Below are 17,684 nucleotides of genomic sequence, written 5' to 3' on the forward strand. Positions count from 1 at the left end.
GTACGAACGGCCCCGAGACAAAAAAGGGCGGGCCACGTGAGTTAGGGGGAACGCCGGGGGCCCGGCGGCACGTTTCTGCTTCAGCTGTTCAGCGTCAGCCGGCGTCCTCGTGGGCGACCGCGCGGCGCGCGTCCGCGTCCAGGACGCCCCAGCTGATCAGCTGCTCGGTGAGGACGGAGGGGGACTGGTCGTAGATGACGGCCAGGGTGCGCAGGTCGTCCTGGCGGATCGACAGCACCTTGCCGTTGTAGTCGCCGCGCTGGGACTGGATCGTCGCCGCGTAGCGCTGGAGCGGGCCGGCCTTCTCCGCGGGGACGTGGGCGAGGCGCTCCAGGTCCAGGACCAGCTTCGGCGGGGGCTCGGCGGCGCCGCCGGGGGTCGTGCCCGGCAGCAGCTCCTGCACCGGCACACCGTAGAAGTCCGCCAGCTCGGCCAGGCGCTGCACGGTCACGGCGCGGTCGCCACGCTCGTACGAACCGACCACGACCGCCTTCCAGCGGCCCTGGGACTTCTCCTCCACACCGTGGAGGGAAAGGCCCTGCTGGGTGCGGATCGCACGGAGTTTGGCCCCGAGCTGCTTTGCGTATTCGCTGGACATAACGCTCCCGGACGCTGAGACGACGTTGCGGCTGCGCCGCGCGGCTGGTAACTCACTGTGAGGTTACGCAGCGTGACACTCTCCCGTCAAGCCGAATGGTCCATACCGCCCCCCTCCGGGGGACGGCGCCCGGAGTGGCGCACGGGTGGTGAGCTGGGCACTCATCCGCCCCTGGTAAGGTGGACCGAGCAGTTCCGACGTCCTTTAAGGTCCGTCCCGTGAGGCGGAGAAGGAGGTCCGTTTTCATATGGACGCACAGCAGCAGACCGATGCGGCACGCCCCGTTCTCGAGGCCCCCGACATCGCGCGGGTCCTGACCCGCATCGCCCACGAGATCGTCGAGCGCGCCAAGGGCGCCGACGACGTGGTCCTCCTCGGCATTCCCACCCGCGGTGTCTACCTCGCCCGCCGGCTCGCCGAGAAGCTCGAATCGATCACCGGCAGCAAGATCCCGGTCGGCTCCCTCGACATCACCATGTACCGGGACGACCTGCGGCTGAAGCCGGCCCGCGCCATCGGCCGCACCGAGATCCCCGGTGACGGCGTCGACGGCCGCCTGGTCGTCCTCGTCGACGACGTCCTCTTCTCCGGCCGCACGATCCGCGCCGCCCTCGACGCCCTCGGCGACATCGGCCGCCCCCGCGCCGTCCAGCTCGCCGTCCTCGTCGACCGCGGCCACCGCGAGCTGCCCATCCGCGCCGACTACGTCGGCAAGAACCTCCCCACGTCGCTGCGGGAGACGGTCAAGGTCCAGCTCGCCGAGGAGGACGGTCGCGACACCGTGCTGCTCGGCAGCAAGCCCGCCTCCTAGCCGGACCGGCACTCCCCACGGGTTCCGGGGCACACCCCTGCGCACCCGCATGCCCGCACACTCCCACCACGGAGCGAAACCCCGATGATGCGTCACCTCATCTCGGCCGCCGACCTCACCCGCGACGACGCCGTCCAGATCCTCGACACCGCCGAGGAGATGGCCCGGGTGGCCGACCGGCCCATCAAGAAGCTGCCGACCCTGCGCGGCCGCACCATCTGCAACCTCTTCTTCGAGGACTCCACCCGGACCCGGATCTCCTTCGAGGCGGCCGAGAAGCGGCTGTCCGCCGACGTGATCAACTTCGCGGCGAAGGGCTCCAGCGTCTCCAAGGGCGAGTCCCTGAAGGACACCGCCCAGACCCTGGAGGCGATGGGCGTCGACGCCGTCGTCATCCGGCACAGCGCCTCCGGCGCCCCCTACCGCCTGGCCACCTCCGGCTGGATCGACGCGCCCGTCATCAACGCCGGCGACGGCACCCACCAGCACCCCACGCAGGCCCTGCTCGACGCCTTCACCATGCGCCGCCGCCTGGTCGGCCGCGACGCCGGCCTCGGCCAGGACCTGAGCGGGAAGCGCGTCACCATCGTCGGCGACGTCCTGCACAGCCGGGTCGCCCGCTCCAACGTCGACCTGCTGCACACCCTCGGCGCCGAGGTCACCCTGGTGGCCCCGCCCACCCTGGTCCCGGTCGGCGTCGAGCACTGGCCCTGCGAGGTCTCCTACGACCTCGACAGCGTGCTGACGAAGTCCGACGCGGTCATGATGCTGCGTGTGCAGCGCGAGCGGATGAACGCCGCCTTCTTCCCGACCGAGCGCGAGTACTCGCGCCGCTACGGGCTCGACGGCGACCGGATGGCGAGGATGCCCGAGCACGCCATCGTCATGCACCCCGGCCCCATGGTCCGCGGCATGGAGATCACCGCCGAGGTCGCCGACTCCGACCGCTGCACGGTCGTCGAGCAGGTCGCCAACGGCGTCTCCATCCGCATGGCCGTGCTCTACCTGCTGCTCGGCGGCAACGAATCGCAGTCCACTCGTACCGAGGAGAAGTAAGACCATGAGCAAGATCCTTATCCGCGGTGCGAAGGTGCTGGGCGGCGAGGCGCAGGACGTCCTCATCGACGGCGAGGTCATCGAGGCCGTCGGCACGGACCTGTCCGCCGACGGCGCCCAGGTGATCGAGGCCGAAGGCCAGATCCTGCTGCCCGGCCTGGTCGACCTGCACACCCACCTGCGCGAGCCCGGCCGCGAGGACTCCGAGACCGTCCTCACCGGCACCCGCGCCGCCGCCTCCGGCGGCTACACCGCCGTCTTCGCCATGGCCAACACCTTCCCCGTCGCCGACACCGCCGGCGTCGTCGAGCAGGTCTACCGGCTCGGCAAGGAGGCCGGCTACTGCGACGTGCAGCCCATCGGCGCCGTCACCGTCGGCCTGGAGGGCAAGAAGCTCGCCGAGCTCGGCGCCATGCACGACTCCGCCGCCGGCGTCACCGTCTTCTCCGACGACGGCAAGTGCGTCGACGACGCCGTGATCATGCGCCGCGCCCTGGAGTACGTGAAGGCCTTCGGCGGCGTCGTCGCCCAGCACGCCCAGGAGCCCCGCCTCACCGAGGGCGCCCAGATGAACGAGGGCGTCGTCTCCGCCGAGCTCGGCCTCGGCGGCTGGCCGGCCGTCGCCGAGGAGTCGATCATCGCCCGCGACGTGCTGCTCGCCGAGCACGTCGGCTCCCGCGTCCACATCTGCCACCTGTCGACCGCCGGCTCCGTCGAGATCGTCCGCTGGGCCAAGTCCCGCGGCATCGACGTCACCGCCGAGGTCACCCCGCACCACCTCCTCCTCACGGACGAGCTGGTCCGCAGCTACAACCCGGTCTACAAGGTCAACCCGCCGCTGCGCACCGAGCGCGACGTGATGGCGCTCCGCGAGGCGCTGGCCGACGGCACCATCGACATCGTCGCCACCGACCACGCCCCGCACCCGCACGAGGACAAGGACTGCGAGTGGGCCGCCGCCGCCATGGGCATGGTCGGCCTGGAGACCGCCCTGTCCGTCGTCCAGCAGACCATGGTGGAGACCGGGCTCCTCGACTGGGCCGGCGTGGCCGACCGGATGTCCGTGAAGCCCGCGCGGATCGGCCAGGCCAAGGGCCACGGCCGCCCCGTCTCGGCAGGTGAGCCCGCCAACCTGACGCTGGTCGATCCGGCATACCGTGGTGTCGTGGACCCCGCCGACTTCGCCTCCCGCAGCCGCAACACCCCCTACGAGGGCCGCGAGCTGCCGGGACGCGTCACCCACACGTTCCTGCGGGGCCGGGCAACGCTCGTCGACGGGAAGCTGGCGTGACACCACTCGTACTCCTCGCGGCCGAACCGAAGTCGGCCGAAGTGACCGACTGGGCCGGCCGGCTCGGCTGGGTCGCCGGACTGCTGCTCTTCGTCGCCTTCGTCTACTGGCTGATGCGCCAGGGATGGAAGTGGCGCGGCAGCCTCCAGTCCGGCCTCCCGCCCCTCCCCGAGGTGCCGGAGACGCCCGGAGCGGCCAGGCTGACGCTCAGCGGCCGCTACCACGGCTCCACCACCGCCGGACAGTGGCTCGACCGGATCGTCGCCCACGGCCTCGGCACCCGCAGCCGCGCCGAGCTCACCCTCACGGACGCCGGGATCAGCGTCGTACGCCCCGGGGCGAACGACTTCCTGATCCCCGCCGAGGCCCTGCGCGAGGCCCGCCTCGACAAGGGCATCGCCGGCAAGGTCCTCACCGAGGGCGGCCTCCTGGTCGTCACCTGGGCCCACGGCGACAAGCTGCTCGACTCCGGCTTCCGCTCCGACCGGGCGGCCGAGCACGCCGCCTGGGTCGAGGCCGTGAACCACCTGAACACCGCAAGCACGACGGAAGGCATCGCACGATGACAACCTCCACCAGGGGAGCTGCCAAGGTTCCCGCCGTACTCGTCCTGGAGGACGGCCGCATCTTCCGCGGCCGCGCCTACGGGGCCGTGGGGGAGACCTTCGGCGAGGCCGTGTTCTCCACCGGCATGACCGGCTACCAGGAGACCCTCACCGACCCGTCGTACCACCGCCAGGTCGTGGTCATGACCGCCCCGCACGTCGGCAACACCGGCGTCAACGACGAGGACCCCGAGTCCGCCCGCATCTGGGTGGCCGGCTACGTCGTCCGCGACCCCGCCCGCGTCTCCTCCAACTGGCGCGCCCAGCGCTCCCTCGACGAGGAGCTGCGCCACCAGGGCGTCGTCGGCATCCAGGGCATCGACACCCGCGCCCTGACCCGCCACCTCCGCGAGTGCGGCGCCATGCGCGTCGGCATCTTCTCCGGCAGCGCGCTCCCCGACGAGGGCACCATGCTCGCCGAGGTCCGCCAGCAGGCCGAGATGAAGGGCGCGAACCTCTCCGCCGAGGTCGCCACCAAGGAGCCGTACGTCGTCCCCGCGATCGGCGAGAAGAAGTTCACCGTCGCCGCCGTCGACCTCGGCATCAAGGGCATGACCCCGCACCGGATGGCCGAGCGCGGCATCGAGGTCCACGTGCTGCCCGCCACCGCCACCGCCGAGGACGTCTACGCCGTCAACCCCGACGGCGTGTTCTTCTCCAACGGCCCGGGCGACCCGGCCACCGCCGACGGCCCCGTCGCCGTCATGCAGGAGGTCCTGCGCCGCAGGACGCCGCTCTTCGGCATCTGCTTCGGCAACCAGATCCTCGGCCGCGCCCTCGGCTTCGGCACCTACAAGCTGAAGTACGGCCACCGGGGCATCAACCAGCCCGTCCAGGACCGCACCACGGGCAAGGTCGAGGTCACCGCGCACAACCACGGCTTCGCCGTCGACGCGCCCCTCGACAAGGTGTCCGACACCCCCTTCGGGCGCGCCGAGGTCTCCCACGTGTGCCTGAACGACGACGTCGTGGAGGGGCTGCAGCTGCTCGACCAGCCGGCCTTCTCCGTCCAGTACCACCCCGAGGCCGCCGCCGGCCCGCACGACGCCGCGTACCTCTTCGACCGCTTCGTTTCGCTGATGGAGGCCGAGCGTGCCTAAGCGCACCGATATCCAGTCCGTCCTGGTCATCGGCTCCGGCCCGATCGTCATCGGCCAGGCCGCCGAGTTCGACTACTCCGGCACCCAGGCCTGCCGGGTCCTCAAGTCCGAGGGCCTGCGCGTCATCCTGGTCAACTCCAACCCGGCCACGATCATGACCGACCCGGAGATCGCCGACGCCACCTACGTCGAGCCGATCACCCCGGAGTTCGTCGAGAAGATCATCGCCAAGGAGCGCCCCGACGCCCTCCTGCCCACCCTCGGCGGCCAGACCGCGCTCAACACCGCCATCTCCATGCACGAGCAGGGCGTCCTGGAGAAGTACAACGTCGAGCTGATCGGCGCCAACGTCGAGGCGATCAACAAGGGCGAGGACCGCGACCTCTTCAAGGAGGTCGTCGAGGAGGTCCGCCGCAAGATCGGCCACGGCGAGTCCGCCCGCTCGGTCATCTGCCACTCCATGGACGACGTCCTCAAGGGCGTCGACACCCTCGGCGGCTACCCCGTCGTCGTCCGCCCCTCCTTCACCATGGGCGGCGCCGGCTCCGGCTTCGCCCACGACGAGGAGGAGCTGCGCCGCATCGCCGGCCAGGGCCTCACGCTCTCCCCGACCACCGAGGTGCTCCTGGAGGAGTCCATCCTCGGCTGGAAGGAGTACGAGCTGGAGCTCATGCGCGACAAGAACGACAACGTCGTGGTCGTCTGCTCCATCGAGAACTTCGACCCGATGGGCGTGCACACCGGTGACTCGATCACCGTCGCCCCGGCGATGACGCTCACCGACCGCGAGTACCAGCGCCTGCGCGACATCGGCATCGCGATCATCCGCGAGGTCGGCGTCGACACCGGCGGCTGCAACATCCAGTTCGCGGTGAACCCGGCCGACGGCCGCGTCATCGTCATCGAGATGAACCCGCGCGTCTCCCGCTCCTCGGCCCTCGCCTCCAAGGCCACCGGCTTCCCGATCGCCAAGATCGCCGCGAAGCTCGCCGTCGGCTACACGCTGGACGAGATCCCGAACGACATCACCGAGAAGACCCCGGCCTCCTTCGAGCCGACCCTCGACTACGTCGTCGTCAAGGCCCCGCGCTTCGCCTTCGAGAAGTTCCCGTCCGCCGACTCCACGCTGACCACGACCATGAAGTCGGTCGGCGAGGCCATGGCGATCGGCCGCAACTTCACCGAGGCCCTGCAGAAGGCCCTGCGCTCCCTGGAGAAGAAGGGCTCGCAGTTCTCCTTCACCGGCGAGCCCGGCGACAAGACCGAGCTCCTGGAGCTGGCGGTCCGTCCCACCGACGGCCGCATCAACACGGTCATGCAGGCCATCCGCGCCGGCGCCACGCCGGAGGAGGTCTTCGAGTACACCAAGATCGACCCGTGGTTCGTCGACCAGCTCTTCCTCATCAAGGAGATCGCCGACGAGCTCGCCGAGGCCGAGAAGCTCGACCCCGAGCTGCTCGCCGAGGCCAAGCGCCACGGCTTCTCCGACGCCCAGATCGCCGACATCCGCGGGCTGCGCGAGGACGTCGTCCGCGAGGTCCGGCACGCCCTCGGCGTCCGCCCGGTCTACAAGACGGTCGACACCTGCGCCGCCGAGTTCGCCGCGAAGACCCCGTACTTCTACTCCTCGTACGACGAGGAGACCGAGGTCGCGCAGCGCGAGAAGCCCGCGGTGATCATCCTGGGCTCCGGACCGAACCGCATCGGCCAGGGCATCGAGTTCGACTACTCCTGCGTCCACGCCTCCTTCGCGCTCAGCGACGCGGGCTACGAGACCGTGATGGTCAACTGCAACCCGGAGACCGTCTCGACGGACTACGACACCTCCGACCGCCTGTACTTCGAGCCGCTGACGCTCGAGGACGTCCTGGAGATCGTCCACGCCGAGTCGCTGGCCGGCCCCCTCGCCGGTGTCGTCGTCCAGCTCGGCGGCCAGACCCCGCTGGGCCTCGCCCAGGCGCTCAAGGACAACGGCGTGCCGGTCGTGGGCACCTCCCCGGAGGCCATCCACGCCGCCGAGGACCGCGGCGCCTTCGGCCAGGTGCTCGCCGACGCGGGCCTGCCCGCGCCGAAGCACGGCACCGCCACCACCTTCGCCGGCGCCAAGGCCATCGCCGACGAGATCGGCTACCCCGTGCTCGTACGCCCCTCGTACGTGCTCGGCGGCCGCGGCATGGAGATCGTCTACGACGAGGCGCGCCTGGAGGCGTACATCGCCGAGTCCACCGAGATCTCCCCGACCCGCCCGGTCCTCGTCGACCGCTTCCTCGACGACGCGATCGAGATCGACGTCGACGCGCTCTACGACGGCCACGAGCTCTACCTCGGCGGCGTCATGGAGCACATCGAGGAGGCCGGCATCCACTCCGGCGACTCGGCCTGCGCGCTGCCCCCGATCACCCTCGGCGGCTTCGACATCAAGCGCCTGCGCGCCTCCACCGAGGCCATCGCCAAGGGCGTCGGCGTCCGCGGTCTGATCAACATCCAGTTCGCGATGGCCGGCGACATCCTCTACGTCCTCGAGGCCAACCCGCGCGCCTCCCGCACCGTCCCCTTCACCTCGAAGGCGACCGCGGTGCCGCTCGCGAAGGCCGCCGCCCGCATCTCGCTCGGCGCCACCATCGCCGAGCTGCGGGAAGAGGGCCTGCTGCCCCGCCACGGCGACGGCGGCACCCTGCCGATGGACGCGCCGATCTCCGTCAAGGAGGCCGTGATGCCGTGGTCGCGCTTCCGCGACATCCACGGCCGCGGCGTCGACACCGTCCTCGGCCCGGAGATGCGCTCCACCGGCGAGGTCATGGGCATCGACAACGTCTTCGGCACGGCGTACGCCAAGTCGCAGGCCGGCGCCTACGGCCCGCTGCCCACCAAGGGCCGCGCGTTCATCTCGGTCGCCAACCGGGACAAGCGCTCGATGGTCTTCCCGGCCCGTGAGCTGGTCGCCCACGGCTTCGAACTGCTCGCCACCTCCGGCACGGCCGAGGTGCTCAAGCGCAACGGCATCAACGCCACGATCGTGCGCAAGCAGTCCGAGGGCGAGGGCCCGAACGGCGAGAAGACGATCGTCCAGCTCATCCACGACGGCCAGGTCGACCTGATCGTCAACACCCCGTACGGCACCGGCGGCCGCCTCGACGGCTACGAGATCCGTACGGCGGCGGTGGCCCGCTCCGTCCCGTGCCTGACCACGGTCCAGGCGCTCGCGGCGGCCGTCCAGGGCATCGACGCGCTCAACCACGGCGACGTGGGCGTGCGCTCGCTCCAGGAACACGCGGCGCATCTGATCGCGGCCCGCGACTAGCAGCCCACAAGGGGGACACCGGAAACGGTGTCCCCCTCTTGCTGAGGACACCAGGACACCTCCATGTACAAGTTCTTCTTCAACCTCGTCTTCAAGCGCATGGATCCCGAAGAGGCCCACTACCTGGCCTTCCGCTGGATCCGGCTCGCCGTCCGCGTCCCCGTGCTCCGCACCTTCGTCGCGGCCGTCCTCGCGCCCCGCCACAAGGAGCTGCGCACCGAGGCCCTGGGCCTGCGCATGCACGGCCCCTTCGGCCTCGCCGCCGGCTTCGACAAGAACGCGATCGCCATCGACGGCATGGCCATGCTGGGCTTCGACCACGTCGAGATCGGCACGGTCACCGGCGAGGCCCAGCCCGGCAACCCCAAGAAGCGGCTGTTCCGGCTGGTCCCGGACCGCGCCCTGATCAACCGCATGGGCTTCAACAACGAGGGCTCCGCCGCCGTCGCCGCCCGCCTGGGCGCCCGCAACCCGGTCTTCCGGACGGTCGTGGGCGTCAACATCGGCAAGACCAAGGTCGTGCCGGAGGCCGAGGCCGCCGCCGACTACGTGAAGTCGACCGAGCGGCTCGCCCGGCACGCCGACTACCTGGTCGTCAACGTCTCCTCCCCGAACACCCCGGGGCTGCGCAACCTCCAGGCCACCGAGTCGCTGCGTCCGCTGCTCACCGCCGTCCGCGAGGCCGCCGACCGGTCCGTCGAGGGCCGCCGGGTCCCGCTCCTGGTGAAGATCGCCCCCGACCTCGCCGACGAGGACGTGGACGCCGTCGCCGACCTGGCCCTGGAGCTCGGCCTCGACGGCATCATCGCCACCAACACCACCATCGCCCGCGAGGGTCTGGGCCTGAAGTCCGACCCGGCCCTCGTCAAGGAGACCGGTGGCCTGTCCGGCGCCCCGGTCAAGCAGCGGTCCCTGGAGGTGCTGCGCCGCCTCTACGCGCGCGTGGGCGACCGGATCGTCCTCGTGGGCGTCGGCGGCATCGAGAACGCCGAGGACGCCTGGCAGCGGATCCTCGCCGGCGCCACCCTGATCCAGGGCTACAGCGCCTTCATCTACGAGGGGCCCTTCTACGCCCGCGCGATCCACAAGGGCCTCGCCGCGCGCCTCGCCGCCTCCCCGTACGCCACCCTCGCCGAGGCCGTCGGCGCCGACCACCGCACCTCCACCGGAAAGGCCGCCCAGTGACCCAGGAATCCTTCGGCACCCGCCTGCGCTCCGCCATGGACGAGCGTGGTCCGCTGTGCGTCGGCATCGACCCGCACGCCTCCCTGCTGGCCTCCTGGGGCCTGCCGGACACCATCGACGGCCTGGAGCGCTTCACGTACACGGTCGTCGAGGCGCTGGCCGGGACGGTGGCCGTGTTCAAGCCGCAGGCCGCGTTCTTCGAGCGCTTCGGCTCGCGCGGCGTGGCCGTCCTGGAGCGCGCCGTCGCCGACCTGCGGGCGGCGGGCGGCCTGGTCGTGATGGACGCCAAGCGCGGCGACATCGGCTCCACCATGGCCGCCTACGCGGAGGCCTTCCTCCGCAAGGACTCGCCGCTCTTCTCCGACGCCCTCACGGTCTCCCCGTACCTCGGCTACGGCTCGCTGAAGCCGGCCGTGGACCTGGCCCGGGAGTCCGGCGCGGGGCTCTTCGTCCTGGCGCTGACCTCCAACCCGGAGGGCGCGGAGGTCCAGCGGGCGGTCCGCTCCGACGATCCCGCCGGGCGGACCGTCGGCGCGACGATGCTGGCGCACCTGGCGGCGGAGAACGCGGGGGAGAGCCCGATGGGCTCCTTCGGCGCGGTCGTCGGCGCCACGCTCGGCGACCTGTCCGACTTCGACCTCGACATCAACGGGCCCCTGCTCGCCCCGGGCATCGGCGCCCAGGGCGCGACCCCGACCGACCTCCCGGCGGTCTTCGGCGCGGCGGTCCGCAACGTGGTCCCGAACGTCAGCCGCGGGGTCCTCAAGGAGGGTCCGGACGGAGCCGCGCTGCGGGCCGCGGCGGAACGTTACGCGAACGAGATCAGGGAGGCCGTGGGCGCCTGAGGCACCCCGGGGGCCGATTTCGGCGGATTCTCGCCAATCCGCAGGTCGGGCGGCGTGTCCTCGCCGTCTCACTCCTTGACAAAAGTTGACCCAAAACCGCTTCGTTATGCCGGAAATGTCCTGGTCGGTCGATGCTGACCAGGACTTTTCGTCTGTTCTCGCTGACTCCGGCGGTCTTGGCCGCTAGTCTCCGGGACAGAGTCGGCGTTCGGCGTACTCCACGTCGGTCGTTGCTCCACTGGTGTGGGGTGCCCCGTTCACGCGGGGCGTGCAGCTTCCACCGGTCCGTATCCGACAGTTCGACATCCGAGGTGACGTAGGCGTGGCTCTTCCGCCCCTTACCCCTGAACAGCGCGCAGCCGCGCTCGAAAAGGCCGCCGCGGCTCGCCGGGAGCGGGCCGAGGTCAAGAATCGACTCAAGCACTCCGGCGCCTCCCTGCACGACGTCATCGCGCAGGGGCAGACCAATGACGTCATCGGCAAGATGAAGGTCTCGGCGCTGCTCGAGTCCCTGCCGGGCGTGGGCAAGGTCCGCGCCAAGCAGATCATGGAGCGACTTGGCATCTCCGAGAGCCGTCGGGTCCGTGGCCTCGGCTCCAACCAGATCGCTTCCCTGGAGCGTGAGTTCGGCGGCGCCGGCGCCTGACGGCGCCCGGGCCCGGACCCGCGCGTCCCGGGCACACCGGTAAAGCTGGAATAATCGCTGCATGGCAGCAGAGGTACGTCCGCGGCTGACCGTGCTCTCCGGCCCCTCCGGGGTGGGCAAGAGCACGGTCGTCGCTCATATGCGCAAGGTCCACCCCGAGGTCTGGCTCTCGGTGTCGGCCACGACACGGAAGCCGCGACCCGGCGAGCAGCACGGTGTCCAGTACTTCTTCGTCACGGACGACGAGTTCGACAAGCTGGTCGCCAACGGCGAGCTGCTGGAGTGGGCCGAGTTCGCGGGCAACCGCTACGGCACCCCGCGTCGCGCGGTCCTCGACCGTCTGGAGGCGGGGGAGCCCGTGCTCCTGGAGATCGACCTCCAGGGCGCGCGGCAGGTCAAGGAGTCCATGGGCGAGGCCCAGCTGGTCTTCCTGGCCCCGCCGAGCTGGGAGGAGCTGGTGCGCCGGCTCACCGGCCGCGGCACCGAGTCGGCCGAGGTCATCGAGCGCCGTCTCCAGGCCGCGAAGGTCGAGCTGGCCGCCGAGTCGGAGTTCGACACCACGCTCGTCAACACCTCGGTCGAGGACGTCGCGCGCGAGCTGCTAACGTTGATGCTGCTGTCTTCTGAGGACCCGGATATCAGCGGCTGACGCCGCGGGCCCCCAGACCCCCACAGCGTTTGTCTGATCTTTTTTCCATCTTCGGAAGGTAGAGCGTGTCCTCTTCCATCACCGCGCCCGAGGGCATCATCAACCCGCCGATCGACGAGCTGCTCGAGGCGACGGACTCCAAGTACAGCCTCGTGATCTACGCCGCCAAGCGCGCGCGCCAGATCAACGCGTACTACTCGCAGCTGGGCGAGGGCCTGCTCGAGTACGTCGGTCCGCTCGTCGACACCCACGTCCACGAGAAGCCGCTCTCGATCGCGCTGCGCGAGATCAACGCGGGCCTGCTGACCTCCGAGGCCATCGAGGGCCCGGCGCAGTAAGCACGCATCTCGCTTGTCACGATTGTCACCACAGGCCCGGCGGAACATCCGCCGGGCCTGTGGTGTCTCATGGAGTCGTACGCACCGGAGTCGTACGCATCCGAGCCTTCAGGGGAGCAGAGTTGAGCGCGGTGACGAAGCCGAAGGTCGTCCTGGGCGTGAGCGGCGGCATCGCCGCGTACAAGGCGTGCGAGCTGCTGCGCCGGCTCAGCGAGTCCGGCCATGACGTCCGGGTGGTCCCCACCGACTCCGCCCTGCACTTCGTCGGTGCCGCCACCTGGTCGGCCCTCTCCGGCAACCCGGTCTCCACCGAGGTGTGGGAGACCGTCCACGAGGTGCCGCACGTGCGGATCGGGCAGGCCGCCGACCTCGTCGTGGTCGCCCCCGCCACCGCCGACCTGCTGGCCAAGGCCGCCCACGGCCTCGCCGACGACCTGCTCACCAACACGCTGCTCACCGCCCGCTGCCCGGTGGTCTTCGCGCCGGCCATGCACACCGAGATGTGGGAGCACCCGGCCACCCAGGAGAACGTGGCCACCCTGCGCCGCCGCGGCGCCGTGGTCATCGAGCCCGCCGTCGGCCGCCTCACCGGCGTGGACACCGGCAAGGGCCGGCTGCCCGACCCGGGGGAGATCTTTGACATCTGCCGCCGCGTCCTGGCGCGCGGCGTCACCACCCCCGACCTCGCCGGCCGTCATGTCGTCGTCAGCGCGGGCGGCACCCGCGAACCCCTCGACCCGGTCCGCTACCTCGGCAACCGCTCCTCCGGCAAGCAGGGCTACGCCCTCGCGAAGGCCGCCGCGGCCCGCGGCGCCCGGGTCATCCTGATCGAGGCCAACACGGGCCTGCCCGACCCGGCGGGCGTGGACGTCGTCCGGGTCGGCACCGCCGTCCAGCTGCGCGAGGCGGTCCTCAAGGCCGCGGCCGACGCCGACGCGGTGGTCATGGCGGCGGCGGTCGCGGACTTCCGGCCGGCCGCCTACGCCCCCGGCAAGATCAAGAAGGCGGACGACGGCGGCGCCCCGACCGTCGAGCTGGTGCGCAATCCGGACATCCTCGCGGAGATCTCCGCCGACCGCGCCCTGCCCGGCCAGGTCGTCGTCGGCTTCGCCGCGGAGACCGACGACGTCCTCGCCAACGGCCGCCAGAAGCTCCGGCGCAAGGGCTGCGACCTGCTCGTCGTCAACGAGGTGGGCGAGCGCAAGACCTTCGGCTCGGAGGAGAACGAGGCCGTGGTCCTGGCCGCGGACGGCGCCGAGACCCCCGTGCCGTACGGGCCGAAGGAAGCGCTGGCGGAGACGGTGTGGGACCTGGTCCTGCCCCGGCTGCGCCCCCTCTCCGGGTGAATTCCGAGCGAACTTCGCCATACGCCAGGACTGCGTCCCCGCGGCCGCGAGAAGTTCCATAAATCCGGACAAAAGGCCAGCTCGGGGCGCCGATCACCGCACAGATCACGCAATCGCGCGGCAAGGGACCTGGCCACATGCCCGACCGTGCCCGATAGACTGTTCTCGGAACGTCGCGGGGCGCAGCCCCCTGCCGGTCCGTAAACGAGTAGCCAGCAGCCGCTGCAACCCCAGGGAGCGTTGTGTCCCGTCGTCTGTTCACCTCGGAGTCCGTGACCGAGGGTCACCCCGACAAGATCGCTGACCAGATCAGCGACACCATCCTCGACGCGCTGCTCAAGGAGGACCCCACCTCCCGCGTCGCCGTCGAGACGCTGATCACGACCGGCCTCGTGCACGTCGCCGGTGAGGTCACCACCAAGGCCTGGGCCGACATCCCGACCCTCGTCCGCAACAAGATCCTCGACATCGGGTACGACTCCTCGAAGAAGGGCTTCGACGGCGCGTCCTGCGGCGTCTCGGTCTCCATCGGGTCGCAGTCCCCGGACATCGCGCAGGGCGTCGACACGGCGTACGAGTCCCGCGTCGAGGGCGACGAGGACGAGCTCGACAAGCAGGGCGCCGGCGACCAGGGCCTGATGTTCGGCTACGCGTCGGACGAGACCCCCGAGCTCATGCCGCTCCCGATCCACCTCGCGCACCGGCTCTCCCGCCGCCTCACCGAGGTCCGCAAGAACGGGACCATCCCGTACCTGCGCCCCGACGGCAAGACCCAGGTCACCATCGAGTACGACGGCGACAAGGCCGTCCGCCTCGACACCGTGGTCGTCTCCTCGCAGCACGCCTCCGACATCGACCTGGAGTCGCTGCTCGCGCCCGACATCCGCGAGTTCGTCGTCGAGCACGTCCTGAAGCAGCTCGTCGAGGACGGCATCAAGCTCGACACCGACGGCTACCGCCTGCTCGTGAACCCGACCGGGCGCTTCGAGATCGGCGGCCCGATGGGCGACGCCGGCCTCACCGGCCGCAAGATCATCATCGACACCTACGGCGGCATGGCCCGCCACGGCGGCGGTGCCTTCTCCGGCAAGGACCCGTCCAAGGTCGACCGCTCGGCCGCCTACGCCATGCGCTGGGTGGCCAAGAACGTCGTCGCCGCGGGCCTCGCCTCCCGCTGCGAGGTCCAGGTCGCCTACGCCATCGGCAAGGCCGAGCCCGTCGGCCTCTTCGTCGAGACCTTCGGCACCAACACCATCGAGACCGAGAAGATCGAGAACGCCATCGCCGAGGTCTTCGACCTCCGCCCGGCCGCGATCATCCGCGACCTCGACCTGCTCCGCCCGATCTACTCCCAGACCGCCGCCTACGGCCACTTCGGCCGCGAGCTGCCGGACTTCACCTGGGAGCGCACGGACCGCGTGGACGCCCTGAAGGCCGCCGCGGGCCTGTAAACACCAGGAGCCACCCGAAGGCCCGGAACCCCTTGGGGTGCCGGGCCTTCGGCGTGCCGGAGCCGCTGTCGGTGCCGTCTGGTAGGTATGGGGCTGTGAGCAGCGAGAACGAGAAGGCCGGGGGGCACGAGGGGCCGGAGGAGCCCGAGCAGCTCGCGCTCATCCGGGAGACCGTGCGCAAGGCGAAGGTGCCGCGGGCCAAGCCGCGGACCTGGCGCGGGGCCGCGCTCGCCAAGGAGCTGCCGGTCGCACGGGTCGTGGTGAACAAGGGAGTGCTCCACCTCGACCAGTTCTTCGACTACGCCGTGCCCGAGGAACTGGACGCCGCCGCGCAGCCCGGCGTCCGGGTGCGGGTGCGCTTCGGCGCCGGGGCGCACCAGGTGCGGGGCGGGCGGCGCGAGGGCGGGCGGCTCATCGACGGGTTCCTGGTGGAGCGGCGGGCCGAGTCGGACTACTCCGGGCCCCTCGCCGCGCTCGCCGACGTCGTCTCGCCCGAGCCCGTGCTCGGCCCCGAGCTGCTCGGGCTTGCCCGGGCCGTCGCCGACCGGTACGCCGGCAGCCTCGCCGACGTGCTCCAGCTCGCCGTCCCGCCGCGCAACGCGAGCGCCGAACGCAGGCCCTCGCCCGAGCCGCTGCCCCCACCGGCCGCCCCCGCCGCGGGCAGCTGGGCGCGGTACGAGCGGGGCGCGGCGTTCCTGGAGTCGCTGGCCCGCGGCGGCGTGCCGCGGGCGGTGTGGAACGCGCTGCCCGGGCCGTACTGGGCCGAGGAGATCGCCCGCGCCGTCGCCGCGACCCTCGCCTCCGGGCGCGGCGCCCTCGTCGTCGTACCCGACGGGCGGGCAGCCGGCCGGGTCGACGCCGCCCTGACCGGACTGCTCGGCGAGGGGCGGCACGCGCTGCTCACCGCCGAGGCCGGGCCCGAGAAGCGGTACGCGCAGTGGCTCGCCGTGCGGCGCGGCGCCGTCCGGGCGGTCGTCGGCACCCGGGCGGCGATGTTCGCGCCCGTACGGGACCTCGGGCTCGCCGTCATCTGGGACGACGGCGACACCAGCCACAGCGAACCGCACGCCCCCCAGCCGCACGCCCGCGACGTCCTGCTGCTGCGCGCCGCCCACGACCGCTGCGCCTTCCTGCTCGGCTCCACCAGCTGCACCGTCGAGGCCGCCCAGCTCGTCGGTTCCGGCTGGGCGCAGCCGCTCGTCGCCGGACGCGACCAGGTGCGGACCGCCGCGCCGCTCGTGCGGACCGTCGGCGACACCGACCTCGCCCGCGACGAGGCCGCCCGCGCCGCCCGGCTGCCCACCCTCGCCTGGCAGGTGGTGCGGGAAGGCCTGAAGACCGGCCCGGTGCTCGTGCAGGTGCCCCGCCGGGGCTACGTGCCGCGGCTCGCCTGCGAGCGCTGCCGCACGCCCGCCCGCTGCCGGCACTGCTCCGGCCCGCTGGAGGCACCCGAGCAGCAGGAACTGCACTGCGGCTGGTGCGGGCGCGGCGCCCCCGACTGGCACTGCGTGGCCTGCGGCTCCACCCGCCTGCGCGCCCAGGTGGTCGGCGCCCGGCGCACGGCGGAGGAACTGGGCCGGGCCTTCCCGGCCGTGCCCGTACGCACCTCCGGACGCGACCACGTCCTGGACCGGGTGCCGGGCCGGCCCGCGCTCGTGGTGAGCACCCCGGGCGCCGAGCCGGTCGCCGAGGGCGGTTACGCGGCCGCGCTGCTCCTCGACGGCTGGGCCATGCTCGGCCGCCCCGACCTGCGGGCCGGCGAGGAGGCCCTGCGCCGCTGGATCGACGCCGCCTCGCTGGTCCGCGGCCAGGGCGAGGGCGGCACGGTGGTCGTCGTCGCCGAGCCGACGCTGCGGCCCGTGCAGGCTCTGGTGCGCTGGGACCCCGTCGGGCACGCCCAGCGGGAGCTGGCCGAGCGGGCCGAGCTGGGCTTCCCGCCCGTCTCGCGCATGGCGGCGGTGTCCGCGCCGCCGGACGCCCTCGCGGCCTTCCTGGCCGCTGCCGAACTGCCGCCGGACGCGGAGATCCTGGGGCCCGTGCCGCTGCCCGTGACCCGGCCCGGCGGCCCCCGCCGTCCCGGCGACACCCCGCCGGGCGAGCAGTGGGACCGCGCGCTGATCCGCGTTCCCCCGGGCAGCGGGGCCGCGCTGGCCACCGCCCTGAAGCGGGCGCAGGCCTCGCGGCTGGCGCGGGGCGGCGGCGAGCCGGTGCGGGTGCGGGTGGACCCGCCGGACATCGGCTGAACATCGGCGGACGCGGGCGGGCACGCGAAGGGCCGCCCGCTGGGTGGCGGGCGGCCCGTTCGCGGCGCGGCGTGGCGTGGCGCGGCGCTGGCGTGGTCTTGTCGCGCCCGGCGCTGTCGTGCCCGGTGCCACGCGTTGTCGTGCCCACTGGCCGGCGCTGCCGTGGCCGGTGCCCGGCGCTGTCGTGCCCGGCGGGGGCTGCCGGGGCCCGGCGCTGCG

General features: G+C 72.0%; 15 protein-coding genes. 14 read left to right on the plus strand and 1 reads right to left on the minus strand.

Annotation, left to right across the window (positions count from 1 at the left end; all coding sequences use genetic code 11):
- Positions 1 to 94: 94 nt before the first annotated feature.
- The gene (gene bldD, locus ACFWJO_RS24215) at positions 95 to 598 is read right to left on the minus strand and encodes a transcriptional regulator BldD (protein ID WP_386868220.1); all 504 of its coding nucleotides are present in this window, start codon (positions 596 to 598) and stop codon (positions 95 to 97) included.
- 247 nt (positions 599 to 845) lie between these two features.
- Between bldD and pyrR the strand changes: the two genes are divergently transcribed.
- The 14 genes from pyrR (at position 846) to ACFWJO_RS24285 (ending at position 17,465) form a co-directional block, all read left to right on the plus strand.
- Positions 846 to 1,409, plus strand: a complete 564-nt coding sequence (gene pyrR / locus ACFWJO_RS24220) for a bifunctional pyr operon transcriptional regulator/uracil phosphoribosyltransferase PyrR (protein ID WP_384422421.1) — start codon at positions 846 to 848, stop codon at positions 1,407 to 1,409.
- A gap of 84 nt (positions 1,410 to 1,493) precedes the next feature.
- A complete protein-coding gene (locus tag ACFWJO_RS24225) occupies positions 1,494 to 2,465 on the plus strand; it encodes an aspartate carbamoyltransferase catalytic subunit (RefSeq protein ID WP_386868223.1) in 972 nt (323 codons plus the stop codon).
- A gap of 4 nt (positions 2,466 to 2,469) precedes the next feature.
- Positions 2,470 to 3,756: a dihydroorotase gene (locus ACFWJO_RS24230; RefSeq protein WP_386868225.1), complete on the plus strand. Its 1,287-nt coding sequence runs from the start codon at positions 2,470 to 2,472 to the stop codon at positions 3,754 to 3,756.
- Positions 3,753 to 4,322 carry a hypothetical protein gene (locus ACFWJO_RS24235; RefSeq protein ID WP_386868227.1) on the plus strand — a complete coding sequence of 190 codons (570 nt, stop codon included), beginning with the start codon at positions 3,753 to 3,755 and terminating at the stop codon, positions 4,320 to 4,322. The genes ACFWJO_RS24230 and ACFWJO_RS24235 overlap by 4 nt, the downstream gene beginning before the upstream one ends.
- Entirely contained in the window at positions 4,319 to 5,461 is a 1,143-nt protein-coding gene (carA, locus tag ACFWJO_RS24240) for a glutamine-hydrolyzing carbamoyl-phosphate synthase small subunit (RefSeq protein ID WP_386868229.1), read from the plus strand. The genes ACFWJO_RS24235 and carA overlap by 4 nt, the downstream gene beginning before the upstream one ends.
- Positions 5,454 to 8,762 (plus strand): carbamoyl-phosphate synthase large subunit, encoded by a 3,309-nt coding sequence (carB, locus tag ACFWJO_RS24245; RefSeq protein ID WP_386868231.1) that lies wholly within the window; start codon positions 5,454 to 5,456, stop codon positions 8,760 to 8,762. Before carA ends, carB begins: the two co-directional genes overlap by 8 nt.
- Positions 8,763 to 8,825: 63 nt before the next feature.
- A complete protein-coding gene (locus ACFWJO_RS24250; protein ID WP_386868233.1) occupies positions 8,826 to 9,947 on the plus strand; it encodes a quinone-dependent dihydroorotate dehydrogenase in 1,122 nt (373 codons plus the stop codon).
- On the plus strand, positions 9,944 to 10,792 hold the full coding sequence (gene pyrF / locus ACFWJO_RS24255) for an orotidine-5'-phosphate decarboxylase (protein ID WP_386868235.1): 849 nt from the start codon (positions 9,944 to 9,946) through the stop codon (positions 10,790 to 10,792). Before ACFWJO_RS24250 ends, pyrF begins: the two co-directional genes overlap by 4 nt.
- Before the next feature lie 322 nt (positions 10,793 to 11,114).
- On the plus strand, positions 11,115 to 11,438 hold the full coding sequence (locus tag ACFWJO_RS24260) for an integration host factor (protein ID WP_128978280.1): 324 nt from the start codon (positions 11,115 to 11,117) through the stop codon (positions 11,436 to 11,438).
- A gap of 61 nt (positions 11,439 to 11,499) precedes the next feature.
- Positions 11,500 to 12,087, plus strand: a complete 588-nt coding sequence (gene gmk, locus ACFWJO_RS24265) for a guanylate kinase (RefSeq protein WP_386868237.1) — start codon at positions 11,500 to 11,502, stop codon at positions 12,085 to 12,087.
- Positions 12,088 to 12,152: 65 nt separating this feature from the next.
- The gene (rpoZ, locus tag ACFWJO_RS24270; protein WP_005319902.1) at positions 12,153 to 12,425 is read left to right on the plus strand and encodes a DNA-directed RNA polymerase subunit omega; all 273 of its coding nucleotides are present in this window, start codon (positions 12,153 to 12,155) and stop codon (positions 12,423 to 12,425) included.
- Positions 12,426 to 12,556: 131 nt separating this feature from the next.
- Entirely contained in the window at positions 12,557 to 13,771 is a 1,215-nt protein-coding gene (coaBC, locus tag ACFWJO_RS24275; RefSeq protein ID WP_386868239.1) for a bifunctional phosphopantothenoylcysteine decarboxylase/phosphopantothenate--cysteine ligase CoaBC, read from the plus strand.
- A 242-nt stretch (positions 13,772 to 14,013) separates the two neighbouring features.
- Positions 14,014 to 15,222, plus strand: coding sequence for a methionine adenosyltransferase (gene metK / locus ACFWJO_RS24280; protein WP_384422438.1), 1,209 nt, complete (start codon positions 14,014 to 14,016; stop codon positions 15,220 to 15,222).
- A gap of 95 nt (positions 15,223 to 15,317) precedes the next feature.
- Positions 15,318 to 17,465, plus strand: coding sequence for a primosomal protein N' (locus tag ACFWJO_RS24285; RefSeq protein ID WP_385693902.1), 2,148 nt, complete (start codon positions 15,318 to 15,320; stop codon positions 17,463 to 17,465).
- The last annotated feature ends 219 nt before the right edge of the window (positions 17,466 to 17,684 follow it).

Source organism: Streptomyces sp. NPDC127092 (assembly GCF_042722475.1).
GTDB lineage: Bacteria > Actinomycetota > Actinomycetes > Streptomycetales > Streptomycetaceae > Streptomyces.